Origin of the sequence: Pseudacidobacterium ailaaui, from assembly GCF_000688455.1 — a bacterium.
GTDB classification, from domain to species: Bacteria; Acidobacteriota; Terriglobia; order Terriglobales; family Acidobacteriaceae; genus Pseudacidobacterium; species Pseudacidobacterium ailaaui.
On sequence record NZ_JIAL01000001.1, the window covers coordinates 2,939,638 to 2,954,376 of the forward strand.

16 protein-coding genes are annotated in these 14,739 nt (G+C 54.9%); 11 read left to right on the forward strand and 5 right to left on the reverse strand.

The features are described 5' to 3' along the window. Positions 1-8 precede the first annotated feature (8 nt). Positions 9-1,235 carry a TolC family protein gene (locus tag N655_RS18960; RefSeq protein WP_162173555.1) on the reverse strand — a complete coding sequence of 409 codons (1,227 nt, stop codon included), beginning with the start codon at positions 1,233-1,235 and terminating at the stop codon, positions 9-11. 225 nt (positions 1,236-1,460) lie between these two features. On the opposite strand from N655_RS18960, the gene N655_RS0113165 reads away from it, so the two are divergent. From N655_RS0113165 to N655_RS0113200, 8 genes are all read left to right on the forward strand, one after another. After that, positions 1,461-2,624 (forward strand): sensor histidine kinase, encoded by a 1,164-nt coding sequence (locus tag N655_RS0113165; RefSeq protein WP_238324737.1) that lies wholly within the window; start codon positions 1,461-1,463, stop codon positions 2,622-2,624. After that, positions 2,614-4,005, forward strand: a complete 1,392-nt coding sequence (locus N655_RS0113170) for a sigma-54-dependent transcriptional regulator (protein WP_026443360.1) — start codon at positions 2,614-2,616, stop codon at positions 4,003-4,005. The genes N655_RS0113165 and N655_RS0113170 overlap by 11 nt, the downstream gene beginning before the upstream one ends. A gap of 85 nt (positions 4,006-4,090) precedes the next feature. Continuing rightward, positions 4,091-5,188: a PfkB family carbohydrate kinase gene (locus tag N655_RS0113175; RefSeq protein ID WP_026443361.1), complete on the forward strand. Its 1,098-nt coding sequence runs from the start codon at positions 4,091-4,093 to the stop codon at positions 5,186-5,188. Between the two features lie 118 nt (positions 5,189-5,306). After that, positions 5,307-5,954, forward strand: coding sequence for a bifunctional 4-hydroxy-2-oxoglutarate aldolase/2-dehydro-3-deoxy-phosphogluconate aldolase (locus tag N655_RS0113180; protein WP_026443362.1), 648 nt, complete (start codon positions 5,307-5,309; stop codon positions 5,952-5,954). 119 nt (positions 5,955-6,073) lie between these two features. Continuing rightward, positions 6,074-6,838 carry an SDR family oxidoreductase gene (locus tag N655_RS0113185; protein WP_026443363.1) on the forward strand — a complete coding sequence of 255 codons (765 nt, stop codon included), beginning with the start codon at positions 6,074-6,076 and terminating at the stop codon, positions 6,836-6,838. Next, positions 6,835-7,086 carry a hypothetical protein gene (locus N655_RS0113190; protein WP_155987595.1) on the forward strand — a complete coding sequence of 84 codons (252 nt, stop codon included), beginning with the start codon at positions 6,835-6,837 and terminating at the stop codon, positions 7,084-7,086. Before N655_RS0113185 ends, N655_RS0113190 begins: the two co-directional genes overlap by 4 nt. Then, positions 7,083-7,940, forward strand: a complete 858-nt coding sequence (locus tag N655_RS18965) for an IclR family transcriptional regulator (RefSeq protein ID WP_049961428.1) — start codon at positions 7,083-7,085, stop codon at positions 7,938-7,940. The genes N655_RS0113190 and N655_RS18965 overlap by 4 nt, the downstream gene beginning before the upstream one ends. Next, positions 7,940-8,329, forward strand: coding sequence for a hypothetical protein (locus N655_RS0113200; RefSeq protein WP_026443365.1), 390 nt, complete (start codon positions 7,940-7,942; stop codon positions 8,327-8,329). Before N655_RS18965 ends, N655_RS0113200 begins: the two co-directional genes overlap by 1 nt. A gap of 49 nt (positions 8,330-8,378) precedes the next feature. Here the strand turns inward: N655_RS0113200 and N655_RS19975 are convergent, their stop codons facing one another. From N655_RS19975 to N655_RS0113220, 4 genes are all read right to left on the reverse strand, one after another. Then, positions 8,379-8,846, reverse strand: a complete 468-nt coding sequence (locus tag N655_RS19975; protein ID WP_155987596.1) for a cupin domain-containing protein — start codon at positions 8,844-8,846, stop codon at positions 8,379-8,381. An 81-nt stretch (positions 8,847-8,927) separates the two neighbouring features. Beyond that, entirely contained in the window at positions 8,928-9,758 is an 831-nt protein-coding gene (kduI, locus tag N655_RS0113210) for a 5-dehydro-4-deoxy-D-glucuronate isomerase (protein WP_044934686.1), read from the reverse strand. Between the two features lie 26 nt (positions 9,759-9,784). Then, positions 9,785-11,710, reverse strand: a complete 1,926-nt coding sequence (locus tag N655_RS0113215; RefSeq protein WP_026443368.1) for a glycoside hydrolase family 88 protein — start codon at positions 11,708-11,710, stop codon at positions 9,785-9,787. A 218-nt stretch (positions 11,711-11,928) separates the two neighbouring features. After that, positions 11,929-13,359: a glutamine synthetase family protein gene (locus N655_RS0113220; protein WP_026443369.1), complete on the reverse strand. Its 1,431-nt coding sequence runs from the start codon at positions 13,357-13,359 to the stop codon at positions 11,929-11,931. Positions 13,360-13,609: 250 nt separating this feature from the next. Here N655_RS0113220 and N655_RS0113225 point away from each other — a divergent pair, with 250 nt between their 5' ends. Genes N655_RS0113225 through N655_RS0113235 form a run of 3 tightly spaced genes read left to right on the forward strand, consistent with a single transcriptional unit; the run spans position 13,610 to position 14,737 of the window. Continuing rightward, positions 13,610-14,038 (forward strand): heavy metal-responsive transcriptional regulator, encoded by a 429-nt coding sequence (locus N655_RS0113225; protein WP_026443370.1) that lies wholly within the window; start codon positions 13,610-13,612, stop codon positions 14,036-14,038. After that, positions 14,038-14,397: a hypothetical protein gene (locus N655_RS19980; RefSeq protein ID WP_049961429.1), complete on the forward strand. Its 360-nt coding sequence runs from the start codon at positions 14,038-14,040 to the stop codon at positions 14,395-14,397. The genes N655_RS0113225 and N655_RS19980 overlap by 1 nt, the downstream gene beginning before the upstream one ends. Before the next feature lie 28 nt (positions 14,398-14,425). Next, positions 14,426-14,737, forward strand: a complete 312-nt coding sequence (locus tag N655_RS0113235; RefSeq protein WP_026443371.1) for a DF family (seleno)protein — start codon at positions 14,426-14,428, stop codon at positions 14,735-14,737. Positions 14,738-14,739 lie beyond the last annotated feature (2 nt).

Here is a 14,739-nt window from a genome sequence, read left to right on the forward strand (position 1 = left end):
GTCCTCTGTTATGGAGTGGCCCCGAGTTCCTGCAGATCAATCAATGCAGATTGACGAGCAAATTCAGCATCGAGCAGGTCTGTACGCACGCCCTGCAGGACGCGCTGCGCATCGAGCACCTCAAGAATTCCACGCTCTCCGAATTTGTAGGCATTCTGTGCGGCCTCGACAGCAGCTTCCGCTTCGCGCAGAGATCCGGCCTGAAGGCCTTGTACCTGCTGGTCAGAAATCTGGTATTGGTCATAGGCGCGCTCCAGCGCAGCGAGAATTTCCAGCTCGCGCTGGCGGGTGATTGCCTGCGCCCGCTTGACTTCTGCCTGTGCCTCGGCAATGGGGCCCTTGCGTCGGTCCCACAGCGGAAGAGGAAGGTTTACGCCGAAGCGGTAAAAAGAGATGTCTGGCTGATGTTCGTATTCTCCGTAAAAAGTTGGCTGCGGCACCCGTTTGGCGCGTTCATGGCTGACCAGAGTTTCAGCCCGCGCGGTTTCCGTTTTTGCCTGAGACAGGGCGGGATGGACGGCGAAGACCTGCTGCCGGAGTTCGTCCAGAGGAGCCAGCTGCACGCGGTTGTCGAGTGAACCTTGGGGATCAAATTCGCTGTTTGCGGAAGCGCCGATCGTGGCCTTAAGGACCGCCTGCGCATTGGCAAGTTCCACCTCAGCGCTGTTTACCGCGGCCCGGGCCCGGGCCAGTTCGGCTTCTGCACGGGTCAGTTCCAACTTTCCTTTTTCCCCAACCTGCACTTCGACGCTGACACGGCGGCGAAGCTCCTCGACCAGACCCAGATTGTCTCTGGCATAGGCTACTTGCTGTTTCCGGCGCAGCACATCATAAAATGCCCGTTTTACTTGAGCATCCACAGAAAGATGGATGGCTGCTGATTCGTATTCACTACTGAGAAATTCCAGCCGCGAGGCATGAATGCGGCTTCTGCGCTCGGCGGGGATTTCAAGCGTCTGCCCGGCGCTGTAATGCTGGAGAAGCCCAGGAACACCGGGAGTGGCGATGGGCAAAGCGCTCTGGTTTCCGGCAAGAAACTCAAACGTCGGGTTGGTATATGCCCGTGCGGTCTCAATGCCTGCCTTTGCGCGCTCGATCATGGCTTCAGCGGCGCGGAGCCGAGGGTTATTTTTTTTCGCAAGCGCAAGGGCCTGGTCCAGCGTGAGTGGTGTTGCAGCCTGCGCATACAAACACGGAACCGTAAAAAGGGCCACGAGCAGGAAATCAGTCAGCAATCGCACATCATGCGTAAAGCAAACACAGTGCCAATTCAAAAATCACGGATTTTTGAGGAGTCTCAAGGATTTTCGCCTGATTTGGTACAGGCTCCAGGCAGCGTTTGTCCCATTTGGTACACATGAACGTAGAACATTCACGAAACCTGGTGAGAGGGCCTTGACTCTGCATCAGGATGACAAGCCAGGAATCATTGTGGAACGCTGGTTGCAGCTCTGATGGCCATGACGACTGTCCGAGGCATGGACCAGGTTGTTTGCCGATATTCTTTTTCTATGGGATGGAGTCCGCGGTTGTGGCTGGAAAGGTCTGTGCCCGGAGTGGCATTGATTGTGCTGCTGCTTCTTTGTCTGGCCATGCTCACGATGATCGTGCCGGGGAATAATCTGTGGGCGCACAATATTCTGCATCACCTGAATTTTTTGCCGCTCATGATGGCAGGAATTCTGTTTGGTTTGCGTGGTGCTTTGTGGTCGGCGCTGCTGGCCGGCGCGGTCAATGCGCCTTTGATCGCGCACCACTGGCATCGCTGGCCGGTTGATGCAAAAGATCAGATCGTAGAACTTTCTATCTTCAGTGCAGCGGGATTGATTGCAGGCTATCTCTCGGACAGAGAGCGCGCACAACGGAGAAATCTAGAACAGACCAAACAAGAGCTTGAAAAGGTCTATCTAGAGTTGCAAGAAAATATCGCCCATATGAAGAAAGCGGAACGATTGTCTGCGGCAGGCCAGCTTGCGGCCAGCCTGGCGCATGAGATCCGTAATCCTTTGGCAAGCATTTCAGGCGCAGCAGGAATTCTGAGGCGTGGCTCTGCATCGCCTGAATATATTCGGGACAGCCTCGACATTATTGATAAGGAATCACAGCGGCTGAACAAACTACTTACCGGCTTTCTGAATTTTGCCAAGCCGCGTTCGCCACGTTTGCACAAAACCGATCCGAATGCCGTACTTGCTTCGGTCACCACACTGGCTGCTCACGTGGCGGAAGCCAGTCAGGTCGCCTTGGTCCATCAACCGCTTGAGGGTTGTCCGGAAATTGAATGCGACCCGGAACAGCTGAAACAGGTATTGCTCAATCTTGTCATCAACGCTGTGGAGGCATCGCCTGCTGGCGGAACAGTGATGCTGCGAACGGCGTACAGCGGAGGTGCCGTCATCATGGAAGTAGAAGACCGCGGGGTTGGTATTCCGGACGGGGTAGCCGACCAGATTTTTGACCCCTTCTTTACGACCAAACCAAAGGGAACAGGGCTGGGACTCGCAGTCTCCTCCATGATTCTTTCCCAGCATGGCGGAAAGATTTCATTCAGCAGAAACAAAGAAGGAGGCACAACGTTCCGCATCGAGCTGCCTCGGAATGGAGAAGCGCCGCGTGTCCGCTAATCTCATCCTGATTGTGGACGATGACAGCAGCGTGCGCCGGGTGATGCAGATGCAGCTTGCTGAGGCCGGCTACGAAGTGCTGCCGGCGGCCACAGGCAATGAGGCATACCGTCTCCTGATGGACCGGCGCCCAAAGCTGGTCATTACCGACTTACGTATGCCTGATCTGGACGGTATTGAACTCTTGCGTCGAATTGCTGCATCGGAGATCCAGACAACTGTCATTATGATTACGGCCTTTGGCAGTATTGAGACTGCAGTACAGGCCATGCGGCTGGGCGCATATGACTACATTACCAAGCCCATAGACTACGAAGCACTGATGCTGGCTGTGCATCGGGCGATGGAGCGCCAGAGCCTGATTGACGAAGTGCGCAATCTGCGGTCGGCGCTCGATCAGCGTTATGGGTTTGAAAATATCGTGGGACACTCCAAGAGCCTGCTGCGTGTTCTTGAAATGGCCTCGCGTGTGGCCCAGCATGATACTACGGTGCTGATTCAAGGAGAGACCGGGACAGGAAAAGAACTGCTCGCACGCGCCATCCACCACAATAGCCGCAGAGTCAATCGGCCTTTTGTAACCATCAACTGCGGGGCGATCCCAAAGGACCTGATTGAAGCCGAACTGTTTGGTTACGCCAAGGGAGCCTTTACTGGGGCCAGCAACAGCAAGCCAGGTAGAGTCGAGATGGCCGATGGGGGCACCCTGTTTCTGGATGAAATTGGCGAGCTGCCGCTTGAATCGCAGGTAAAACTGCTGCGGCTCATCCAACATGGAGAAGTGGAGCGTGTTGGAGCAACCGCAACGCAGACCATCCATGTTCGGATCATTGCTGCCACACATCGCAATCTGCAGGCCATGGTAGACGACGGTACTTTCCGGGAAGACCTGTATTACAGGCTTGCGGTTGTTCCGCTCTCTCTTCCTCCGCTGCGGGAGAGGAAAGAAGACATTCCAGAGCTTGTGGAGCATTTGTTCCACAAAGCGAAAGAGCGGCATGGGATGCAGAACGTTCGGGTCTCACCCTCTGTTGGAGCACATTTTACCGGGTATCGCTGGCCGGGAAACATTCGCGAGATGGAAAACGTGATTGAGCGGATGCTGGTCCTCTCCAATGGCGAAGAGATTACGGAGCACGATCTGCCGGAAGAACTGCGCAGCGCTCCTGCGAGTCTATCGAAATCGCTGCTGCTGGAGCTGCCCGATGAGGGCATTAGCCTTGAGAACATCGAGCGGGAGCTTCTGCTGCGAGCGCTGGAAAAATTCAAGGGAAATCAGACGCAGGCAGCGCGCTATCTGGATATCAGCCGGCGTACGCTGATCTACCGAATGGAAAAGCACGGACTGCGGCAGAGCGAGGAAGACGACGAACAGAGTTGACAGCCGTTGCTCTGGACAATTACCAATCCTTCCAAAATCAATTGTGGGACAGCGTACCGGATAGCGGTACAAGAGGAAGGAGCGAATGGAACCAATTGTCCTGAAAACAAATGCCTGCCGGTGGGACAGCGTCAGCCTGGGTGAGGTCATGCTGAGACTGGATCCGGGTGAGGGAAGGGTCCACACTACGAGGCAGTTCACCGTCTGGGAAGGTGGCGGCGAGTATAACGTCGCCCGCGGGCTGCGGCGCTGTTTTGGCCTGAAAACGGCGGTTGTAACAACATTTGCCGATAATCCGGTGGGCCGCCTGGTTGAGGACTTAATCCTGCAGGGCGGGGTGGACACATCGCTGATCCGCTGGGTGAAATATGACGGAGTGGGACGCACTGTTCGCAACGGACTGAACTTTACCGAGCGCGGCTACGGAGTGCGTGCTGCGGTTGGCTGCTCGGACCGCGGCCACACGGCGATTTCTCAGGTGAAGAGGGGTGACTTTGATTGGGAGGCCATCTTTGGGCCGCAGAATGGCTCGCGATGGTTCCACACGGGCGGAATCTTTGCTGCTCTTTCTGAAACGACCCCGGACGTTGCTGCCGAAGCGATGGATACGGCGCGGAAATATGGAACAATCATTTCCTTCGACCTGAACTATCGCGAGTCCCTATGGAAAGCCATTGGCGGCAAAGCCAAGGCGCAGCAGGTAAACCGCGATCTGGTGCGCAAGGTGGACCTGCTGCTGGGAAATGAAGAAGATTTTTCAGCAATGCTTGGCGTCCAGCTTGAGGGAGTGACGGAAGACTTTGACGAGCTTCCGATTGCCAGCTATGAAAAGATGCTGCGGAATGTGGCTGCGGCATATCCCAATCTGAAGATGGTGGCGACTACTCTGCGCACCGCGCACACGGCCAGCCGCAATGCCTGGGGCGCGATGGCGCTCTATCAGGATGAAATTGTGCATGTCCCGCAGCGCGAAGTAGACATTCTGGACCGCGTAGGTGGAGGCGATTCCTTCGCCTCAGGGCTGATTTATGGCTTTCTCGCAGGCAAAACTGTGGAATGGGCCGTGCAGTGCGGAGTTGCGCATGGCGCACTGGCCATGACGACGCCAGGAGACACTAGTATGACTACCCTGGCAGAAGTAGAACGCGTGATGAAGGGGGGATCGGCCCGGATTGCACGATAAAGGGCAGATCATCCTGCACGCAGAGAGGTGTGGGCGCGCGAGGAACAATGCAGGTCTTTCCCTTGCCTCGCTTTGCGAACCGCTCGGGGTGACTAAGGTTTTGTGAGTGAGGAGAAGTATGTCGGCTGAGGTAAAAGCAGAGATTGAACGTGTGGGACTGGTCCCCGTACTGCGGGCAAAGTCCGCTGCCGAGGGGCATGCCATGGTGGAGGCGATGCTTGCCGGTGGAGTGACTGTGGTGGAAGTTACGATGACCGTTCCCGGAGCGGTGGAACTGCTGCGTGAGCTAAAACAAGCGCATGGGGGCAAATTGCTGCTCGGTTCCGGAACCGTGACTACGGCGGAACAGGCGGCGGCCACAATTGAGGCAGGAGCAGAGTTTGTAGTCAGTCCCAGTCTGCATCCGGAAGTCATTGCAAAGACAAAAGCACTGGGAAAGATTTCCATTCCCGGGGCGCTGACTCCGACGGAAGTGATTACAGCATGGAATGCCGGAGCCGATTATGTGAAGGTCTTTCCGTGCTCGGCGGTGGGTGGCGCTGGTTATCTCAGGGCCTTGCTGGCGCCGTTTCCGCACTTGCAGCTCATCCCTACAGGCGGAGTAACGCAGCAGACCGCAGCAGATTTTCTGAAGGCCGGGGCGCGCGCGCTAGGAGTAGGCGCGGACCTGGTGAACGCAAAGGCCATTGCGGAAGGAAAGCCGGAGGTGGTAACAGATGCGGCCCGCGCGTATCTGGAAATTGTCCGTCAGGTCCGGAGCGCATGAAGAAAAAAGCAAGTACCGGAAGGCGGTACAAATGGTGCAAAAATAGAACGCTGATATTTTGAAAGAATTGACAATCGTTTTCCTAATAAAAAAGAATGCACACGTCAAACAGACAAGCCATGGGAATTCTGGATCGGTTTCGTTTAGATGGCAAGACTGCCTTAGTCACAGGCTCGGCAAGTGGATTAGGTGCTGCGATTGCGATTGCGCTGGCGGAAGCGGGCGCATCGGTGGCCTGTCATGGAAATCGGCGCCCGGCGGACGCCACGGTCCAACACATTCAGGGATTGGGCAAGGAAGCAAAGAGTTTTTCTGCGGATTTGGGCCAGCCGGAGGGGCCGGAAAAACTCTTTGCACAGGTTGCTTCGGCGATGGGCGCGCCGGAGATCCTGGTGAACAACGCTGGAATGATTTATCGCAATGCGGCGGAAGACTACGAGCTGGCGGCATGGAATACTGTGCTGCAGGTAAATCTGACGAGTGTCTTTCGGCTTTCTCAGCTTGCGGGAAATGAGATGCTGAAGCGTGGCAGCGGCAAGATCATCAATATAGCTTCCTTGCTCTCCTTTCAGGGCGGAATTCGTGTACCTGCCTATGCGGCTTCCAAAGGGGGGGTGGCGCAGCTGACCAAGGCGCTGGCCAATGAGTGGGCCGGACGCGGCGTGCAGGTCAATGCAATTGCCCCCGGTTATTTTCGAACAGAAAATACGACCGCCCTACAGCAGGATGAAACAAGAAACCGGCAGATCCTGGAACGTATTCCGGCACAGCGCTGGGGCGAGCCGGAAGATCTTGCCGGAGCAGCAGTTTTTTTGGCCTCTTCAGCAAGTAACTATGTGAACGGTGAAGTGCTGGTAGTTGATGGCGGATGGATGGCGCGATGAGTGAAATCAAGGGCGTCGGCCAGCAACAGACTTTGACGAGCGCTCCGGACGCGCAGGGCCTGGAAGACCATGCCTTCTTTGTCAAGGCGACAGGCGTTGCGCAGGACACGCTGAATGGTCCGCCTGCTGCGGAGCAAATCAGCTGGGCAAAGCTGCTGGCTCAGGCCAAATCATTCAGCGATCCGTATCTGGGCGGACTGCCGCCCCAGCGGACCGCCAAGTCCGGCAGGAAAAGGAGGAGCATATGAACACGGTAGCATTCACGCCGTCTGCAACCGGAATCCATAAACACGCCGATCCGTATCAATTACAAAGCATTGATCGCGTGGTGGCCATGCTGGAGATGCTGAGCGAAAGCGATGTTCCGCTCAGCCTTGCGGAAATCTGTACGCGCATGCGACTGCACAAAAGCACGGCCCACCGTTCGCTGATTGTGCTGGAGCGCACTGCGCTGGTTGAACGCACGCCGGAGGGCCGCTTTCGACTGGGTCTGAAGTTGTATGAACTGGGCAACAGGGCAGTGGAGCAGATGGACCTGCGCGAACGGGTACAGCCATTTTTTCGCAGGCTCTCGATGGAAGTGGGAGAGACAGTGCATCTGGGCGTTTTGCAGAAAACGCGCGTGGTCTATCTGGACAAAGTAGAGCCAAATCGCAGAGTATGCATGACGTCGCGAACGGGCACTTCAAACCCGGTGTATTGCACGTCACTCGGAAAAGCGATGCTGGCATTTTTGCCAGAGGAGCTGCGCGAGGAAATCATCAACAAGATCAAATTCACTCGCTTTACGCCAAAGACGCTTTGTTCGCGGGAAGCATTGATGAAGTCACTGGAACGGGTGAAAAAGCGCGGCTTCGCCATTGATGATGAAGAGATTGAGACCGGAGTTCGCTGTGTGGGTGTGCCGATTTTTGATGTGAACCGCTATCCCATTGCAGCAGTCAGTGTTTCCGGTCCGGCCTCGCGCATTACCGTGCAGAGCGTGCCGGGGATTGCGGAAAAACTGATGCGCTGCAGCTCAGACATCTCAAAAACCCTTGGCATTCATGACAGAAAGAGGTCCAGATACACGTCACCGCTGTTCCATCATTACAGCAACTGATGGATAGACCGGAAGGGAGAGGATATGGGCCACTTGATTTCCTGGCGCCACAGACGAACGGCGATACGATCGATCAATCAGGCCTGTATCAGGTGCGGCGCTCAAATTCCGCCAGCTTTCCGCAGACCGGGAACACGCTTTCCATGCATATTGATTTCTGGCCGGGAGAAGCTGCGGCCAGCGCTCTCAATCCGAGGGTGAAGTCGGTGCATTTGCTGAAGACCCGAACAGATATGAAGTCTCCACAGAATGAATTTAAGGCGAGGTTTTTCGGATTACCGAAGAAGGCCCCGGATTTTCCTGTCACGACGATTGTGATTGAATGCGATTCTGAGCCAATGCAAGACATGGATTTTGTTCGTATCCATCAGCCAAGGGATGGAGTGTAGGAAGAAGGCCGGCCGCAAGGCGATTGTGGAATCATCCGGGCGGCCGAAATCATTCCTTGACTTTAATGACGATGGAGCTGAATAGCACTCCTTCGGGTATCTTCAACTGATGCGGAGTGCCGGCGGGAATATTCACAATGTCGCCCGCGGAAATTTCCTGTGTTTTTCCGCCGGTAATTTCGGGACCTTTGGTTTCACCATCGGGGCCTGTTTGGGGGTCTGGAATGGTTCCTCCGGTGATCAGCGTAGCATGTCCCTGTTTCACTAAAAAGACATCGTCATAATGGGCGTGGATCTCTGCGCCTCCGCTTTTGGTGCGTAAAGAAAGCTGGATTTTATAGCTTCCGTAATCACCGAGAGTTGTGCCGCTGCTCCCGGCGGATTCTGCCTTTGCGGTAAGTCCAAGAAGCTGTTTCTGTATTTCCTGGGTAGAAAAGAAATCAGCTTTGCCAGATTGCTGTGCGTAGCTGGCAACCGTGAGGAGGAAAAATACGGTAAGAAGGAAGATTCGCTTCATGGTCATTTCCTTAATAGAGATGATGGTTTCCTGCCTGTAGCGCAAGCCGCGGCTTGGAAGCAGGAAACCGCAAACCATGCTTTATAACAAGCTCTCGACGGGTACTGGATCCATATCTGCGTAGTCTTGATTTTCGCCTCCCATGCCCCAACAGAAGCTGTAGGCGCTGGTGCCAGCACCGGCATGAATCGACCATCCGGGCGAGACGACGATTTCCCGGTCCTTCATTACCAGATGCCGGGTTTCCTCCCCTGGCCCCATGAAGTGAAAGACGCGCGCACCTTCTGCCAGATGGAAATACATGTAAACTTCCGAGCGGCGCATATGTGTATGCGGAGGCATCGTGTTCCAGATGCTTCCTGCTGCCAGATGCGTTACACCCATCACCAACTGGCAACTTCGCGCGCCTTGCAGATGGATGTATTTATAAATGGTCCGTTTATTGCTGGTTTCCGTTGCACCAAGCTCGGTGGGATTCGCCTCTGCTTCTTTCACGAGTGTGGTCGGAAAAGCTGTATGCGCGGGATAGCTCAACAGATAGAAGGCCGCTGGCCTGGATTTGTCTTCGGAGACAAATTGTACCTCACGGTTTCCTTTACCGATGTAGAGGCAATCAAGATGGGCAAGATCATATCGCTGTCCATCGACAAGGATGCTTCCGGCACCGCCAATGTTCAGAGCGCCAAGCTCGCGGCGTTCGGTGAAGTAGGCAGCTTTCAGTGCATCATCGGTGGGCAAGTGCAGAGGAGAGGCTTCCGGCACAGCAAAACCGACGACGGCGCGGTCCAGGTCAACATACGCAAGCTGGATGCTTCCCGGCTGGTAAAGGTTTTCGAGCAGAAAACTGTTCCGTAGCTCAGCCGTGGTCATGCGTGGATATCTTACGGGGTCGGCAAGCAGAAGTGTCTTCATGTGTGTCCTATGCAGTAAAAATCCAATCAATGTTTTGGAAGCTGTTTCAGCAACCAGAGAATGTACTCTTTGCCGCCCGCAAAGTTATCGTAAGGGGGTGGAAGTTTTCTTCCATCTGTGTATTCGTTGTAAAGCCATGGGTCTACCAACCCAACCACGATGCCCTTTCCATACCGGGCTTTTGCCATCAGCACGTTGTTCTTCCATGTCCATACCGGAACAGACGGGGCCGTGGGTGAGATGGTGCAGATCTCTTTCATGAACAGGACATGCGGAAGACGGAAGACGGGGCCGTTTCCCGGTACGTCAATCCGCGCCATTTCAAAATGGTTTCCTACTTCAGCGTTCAGCTGCACGTTGTTGAAGTGCATTCCAAATTTGTCCGCGAGGACATTCATGTGCTCGATGTCAGCATGGGTCGGGTCGTTCTGCATGATCACGAGCATTCCTCCACCTCTGACCCAGTCTGCAATCACCGCGGCATCGTCCTCATTCATGTAGTGAGGACTTTTGTTCCACTGTGGGTTGTCCGGGGAGGCGATGAGATAGATTTGCGCCTTGTTGAGGTCCGCAAGTGAAGGGGCTTTCGTCAGGGTATCGGTTTTCAGCCCATACTCGCGCAACATATGACCAAAAATAGAGTAGCCACTGTTGGCGTAGTCGTCCCACTTGTAGTGGTAAAGGACCATCTGGCCCGCCGCATTCTTTCGGGTCTGGCTGTTATACCAAGCGTCAAGCAGGACCGTTTTGCCGCGCCCCAGCTTTGCGGTTTGCGCAGACTCAATCTCGGTAGCAGCCATCAGAAATGCCCCCACACCTTTCGGGTCGTTGCTGACGACTTCCTGCGTTGTGTAGTAATTGAAGCTTCCATCGTTGCCTATACCCGCTCCCAGGCCGATGGCATGGACAGTCCCGGTAAGCGTTACTTCTCCGTTCGGCTCTGTTTTTACAAATTGTTTTCGTATGCCTTGCCAGGCATGTTCCGCATTTTGTAGGTATGACGGTTGCAAATAGCCCAGGCGGACACCTTTTGCCATAGCATAGGTAAACATACATGCGGCGGAGGATTCGAGGTAATTGCCTTTCTCATGTGGCTTGTCAACCACTTGGTACCAAAGGCCGGTATTTTTGTCCTGATACTTAGTGATCGCCGCAGCAAGCCTTTGCAGGATCGCAAGCAGCTTCGCGCGGCCTGGGTCATTTTCCTGATAGTAGGGAAGCGTATCGACCAGCGCCATCATGTACCAGCCCATACCGCGCGCCCAAAAGCTGGGAGAGGCCCCGGTGTCCTTGTTGGCCCAGCGCTGCTGTCGGGTTTCATTCCATCCGTGATATAGGAGGCCGGTCTTTGGATCGCGCGCGTGCTCTTCCATCAGAACAAACTGCTTCGTAATGTCTTCAAAGTCCTGAGGCTGATGAAACGTTACGGCGTAGTCGGCGTAAAAAGGTTCCGCCATATAGAGACCGTCGAGCCACATCTGGTTGGGGTATCGCTGCTTATGCCAGAAGCCGCCGTCAGAGGTACGCGGATGGGTCCTGAGCTGATCGCGCAGGAGTGTTGCCGCTTTGTAATACTTAGCGTCCTGCGTAACTCCGTAGAGCACCAGAAGCGTGCGTCCCAGGGCCAGGTCGTCCAGCTCATTGTCTTCGGGCCTGTAGGTAGGGATGGAGCCATCGCTGCCGACCAGAGTATCTACTGAGTTTTTCATGTATCTGTAGTAGGTTGCATCTCCGGTGTGATACCAGACATCGTCCATGCCCTGCAGCAAAACCCCGAGTTCATAGTTCCATTTCCAGGGTTGATTGCCGGAAACAAACTTGCCATTGGGCCAGCGTTTGATGGCGGTGTTTGCCATGCGCTGCGACCAGGGCAGTTCCTGGGCGTGGCTGAAGGAAAGCGGATTGCCAGCAAGAACGAAGAGAAGCAGAAGGCAAAGCGGTCGAATACGCATGGCTGGAATGCACGGACATACGCTTGTCCTGACGGCGTTTTCCGGTCTTAAAGATGGTGTATCAAAGAAGAGCACCTTGTGTCTTCATAGAGAACAGCGCTTTGTCCCGCCCTCGGAGACAAGGTTTTTGTTTTTTTCCGGAGCTTGGTGGGCGAAAAAAGAAATTGCCCTGGTCAAAGACCAGGGCGAAAGCAACAACGCAGTCTGGCTGTTTATTTTTAGAACTGGTTCCAGAGGAACTGATTATAGACCTCATGGTGGAACTGGACCTCGGGCGCTTTCACAAAGGTCCCCAGCAGGCGTGGGCAGCGGTCGGCTGATGCTTGTTTCAGGTCAGCGTAGCGCGCCTTCACGTCTTCGCCGAGCAGCTTGGTGGTCCAGGTGGCGTTGCGGAAGTTTTCAATTGCCGTGTAGATGTTGTCCGGCAGGTACCGCTCTGCCTGGCGAAGATTGGCTATGGTCGCTGTTTCGCCTTCAAGACCGGACTTGAAGATGGAGTAGAGCACCAGGTAGGGGTTTGCGTCCGGGGCCACCGAGCGTACTTCCACGCGCATGCTCTTTTCATTGCCGATGGGGATGCGCACCATCGAGCCACGGTCCGTAGCAGAAGCCTTGATCTGGTTCGGGGCCTCAAAATGAGGATCGAGACGGCGGTAGGCATTCACACTGGAATTCAGCAGCAGGCAGATATCATTGCCGTGCGTCAGAATGCGGTCGACAAAGTCCCAACCGAATCGAGAGAGCTTTTCCTCTCCCTGAGCGTCCCAGAAGAGATTTTTGCCATCTTTACTGATGGAGACATTGGTGTGCATACCGCTGCCGTTGACGCCAACGACCGGCTTGGGCAGGAATGAGGCCGTCATTCCCAGTTTTGTGGCCACCTGACGACAGACCAGCTTGTAGATCTGGATCTGGTCGGCAGCACCGAGCACCTCACCGTAGCCGTAGTTAATTTCAAACTGCGAGGGGGCGACTTCAGGGTGGTCTTTCTCGTTTTCAAAGCCCATGGCGCGCAGCACTTCGGCAGTTGTATCAATAAAGGTGCGCAGCGGATCGCCGGGCAGCGAGTGATAATAGCCGCCAGTGTTTACGTATTCAAACTTTCCGGTTTCTGGAAAGCGGCGCTCGGCGTCAGTGCCAGCGAAGATGAACCCCTCAATTTCATTGGCGGCATTCAGCGTATAGCCATGCTTCGTGTGCAGGCTGTCGGCAAATCCTTTCAACAGGCCGCGGACGTCGGCCGCATAAGGTGTTCCGCCCTTATCAATCACGTCACCAAAGACGAGCACCTTGCCAGGACCGAAGACGTCCGCTGGCGCCCAGTAGAAGGAGGCCCAGTCAATGCCCAGGCGCAGGTCGCTCTCGCGCTGTGCGGTGAAGCCGCGAATGGAAGAGCCGTCAAAGGTAAGGTTGTCGAAGCTCTTAATCAGAAATTTCTTGTCATAATCCAGCATGTGCAGACGGCCTTCGAGGTCGCTGAACAGCACAGTGACGGCCTTGATTTCCTTGGTGTCGGTGAGGTACTTGAGGCGTTCTTCCTGGATTTTTCCCGGATCCACGCGCTTTTTGCGCTGTTCTTTGGCTTGCAGGTTCTTTTCTTCCAGCTCCGCGTAGGAGAGTGAAAGGAAATTACGAAGTTCGTTGGACATGCTTCTCCTCTGGATGGGGTTCAACCGAAGCCCACCGTGGCTCTGCCCGCAGGGAGCAGGCAAGCTCGACCTGGCTCGATGGTTTTCTCTGCCAACAGGGTAACGCGAGCGGTATAAGAAATCTTTAGTATCAGTAAAAGTAATACTGCTGATAGAACTTATTTATTTACACCCTGCCTTTTTCCTGCTCGCGCACAGGAAAACTTTCTCCCTTGACCCTGTAGTTCACTCCAGGGTCTAAGCTGAAATTATGAACGGGCTTACTCGGGGCCAGCTTGCACAACGTGCTCAGGTACACATGGAGACCGTGCGCTTTTATGAACAGGCAGGGTTGTTACCTAAAGCGCCGCGGACTGCGGCCGGGTATCGCAAGTTTCCGGAAGAGGCCGTGGACCGGCTGATGTTTGTAAAGAGGGCCCAGGGGCTGGGTTTCTCCTTGCGGGAGATACGCGAGCTGCTTCTGGTTCAGGACGGACACACGGACACATGTGCAGAGGTCAGAGACCTGCTGAGAAAGAAATTGTCCCTGATACGCGACAAAAAAGCCGAGCTGGAAAAGCTGGAGGTCCATCTGCAATCAGCGTTGCGCAAGTGTAACCGGGTACTAAAACAGCAGGGAGAACATGCAGAAGGGTGCCCTGTCCTTGAACAGATGACAGCGGAAGAAGGAGATGCCTGATGGCGGAAAAGAGCTGCCGGAGCGATGACCTGGTCTGTGGACGGTCTGCCATTGTGCTGTGGTACTTGCCAGTAATTGCTCTGGTTGTCGGCGCCTATCAGCAGGAGTTTTTACCTTATTTCTGGGTCCCGGCTTTTCTGCTGATGGGGGGTGCATGTGTGGTCAATGCTGCGCGGTGCCGAAGGGTGCACTGCTACATGACCGGACCTGTGTTTCTGCTTTCTGCGCTGTATGTTGTGCTGGCGGGCCTTCACAAGGTACCCATGCAGCCAGGAAAATTTCTGATTTTTGTTTTCGCGACCACAGTTCTGGCCCACCTGCTGGAAATTCCGCTGGGCAGGTACTCAAACAAAAAATGAAAGATCGAAGACAGACGAAAGGCCACAAATGAAAATCGATGTTCTCTATGTTGAAGGCTGTCCAAATCACCTGCCTGCCGTGCGGCGGATTCAGCAGGTGCTTCAGGACGAAGATTGTCAAGCCGTCATCACCGAAGTGCTGGTGCCCGATGCGGAGACGGCGCAGCAGTTGCGGTTTCCTGGGTCCCCGACGGTCCGGATCAACGGACTGGATGTGGAACCGGATGTCCAGAATGCTCATGCATTCGGATTCATGTGCCGCCGCTATGCAGATGGTGCGCCGTCCTATGACCAGATCCGCGCGGCCGTGCGAGCTGCCTTGAAGCATGGAGGGAAGTAACA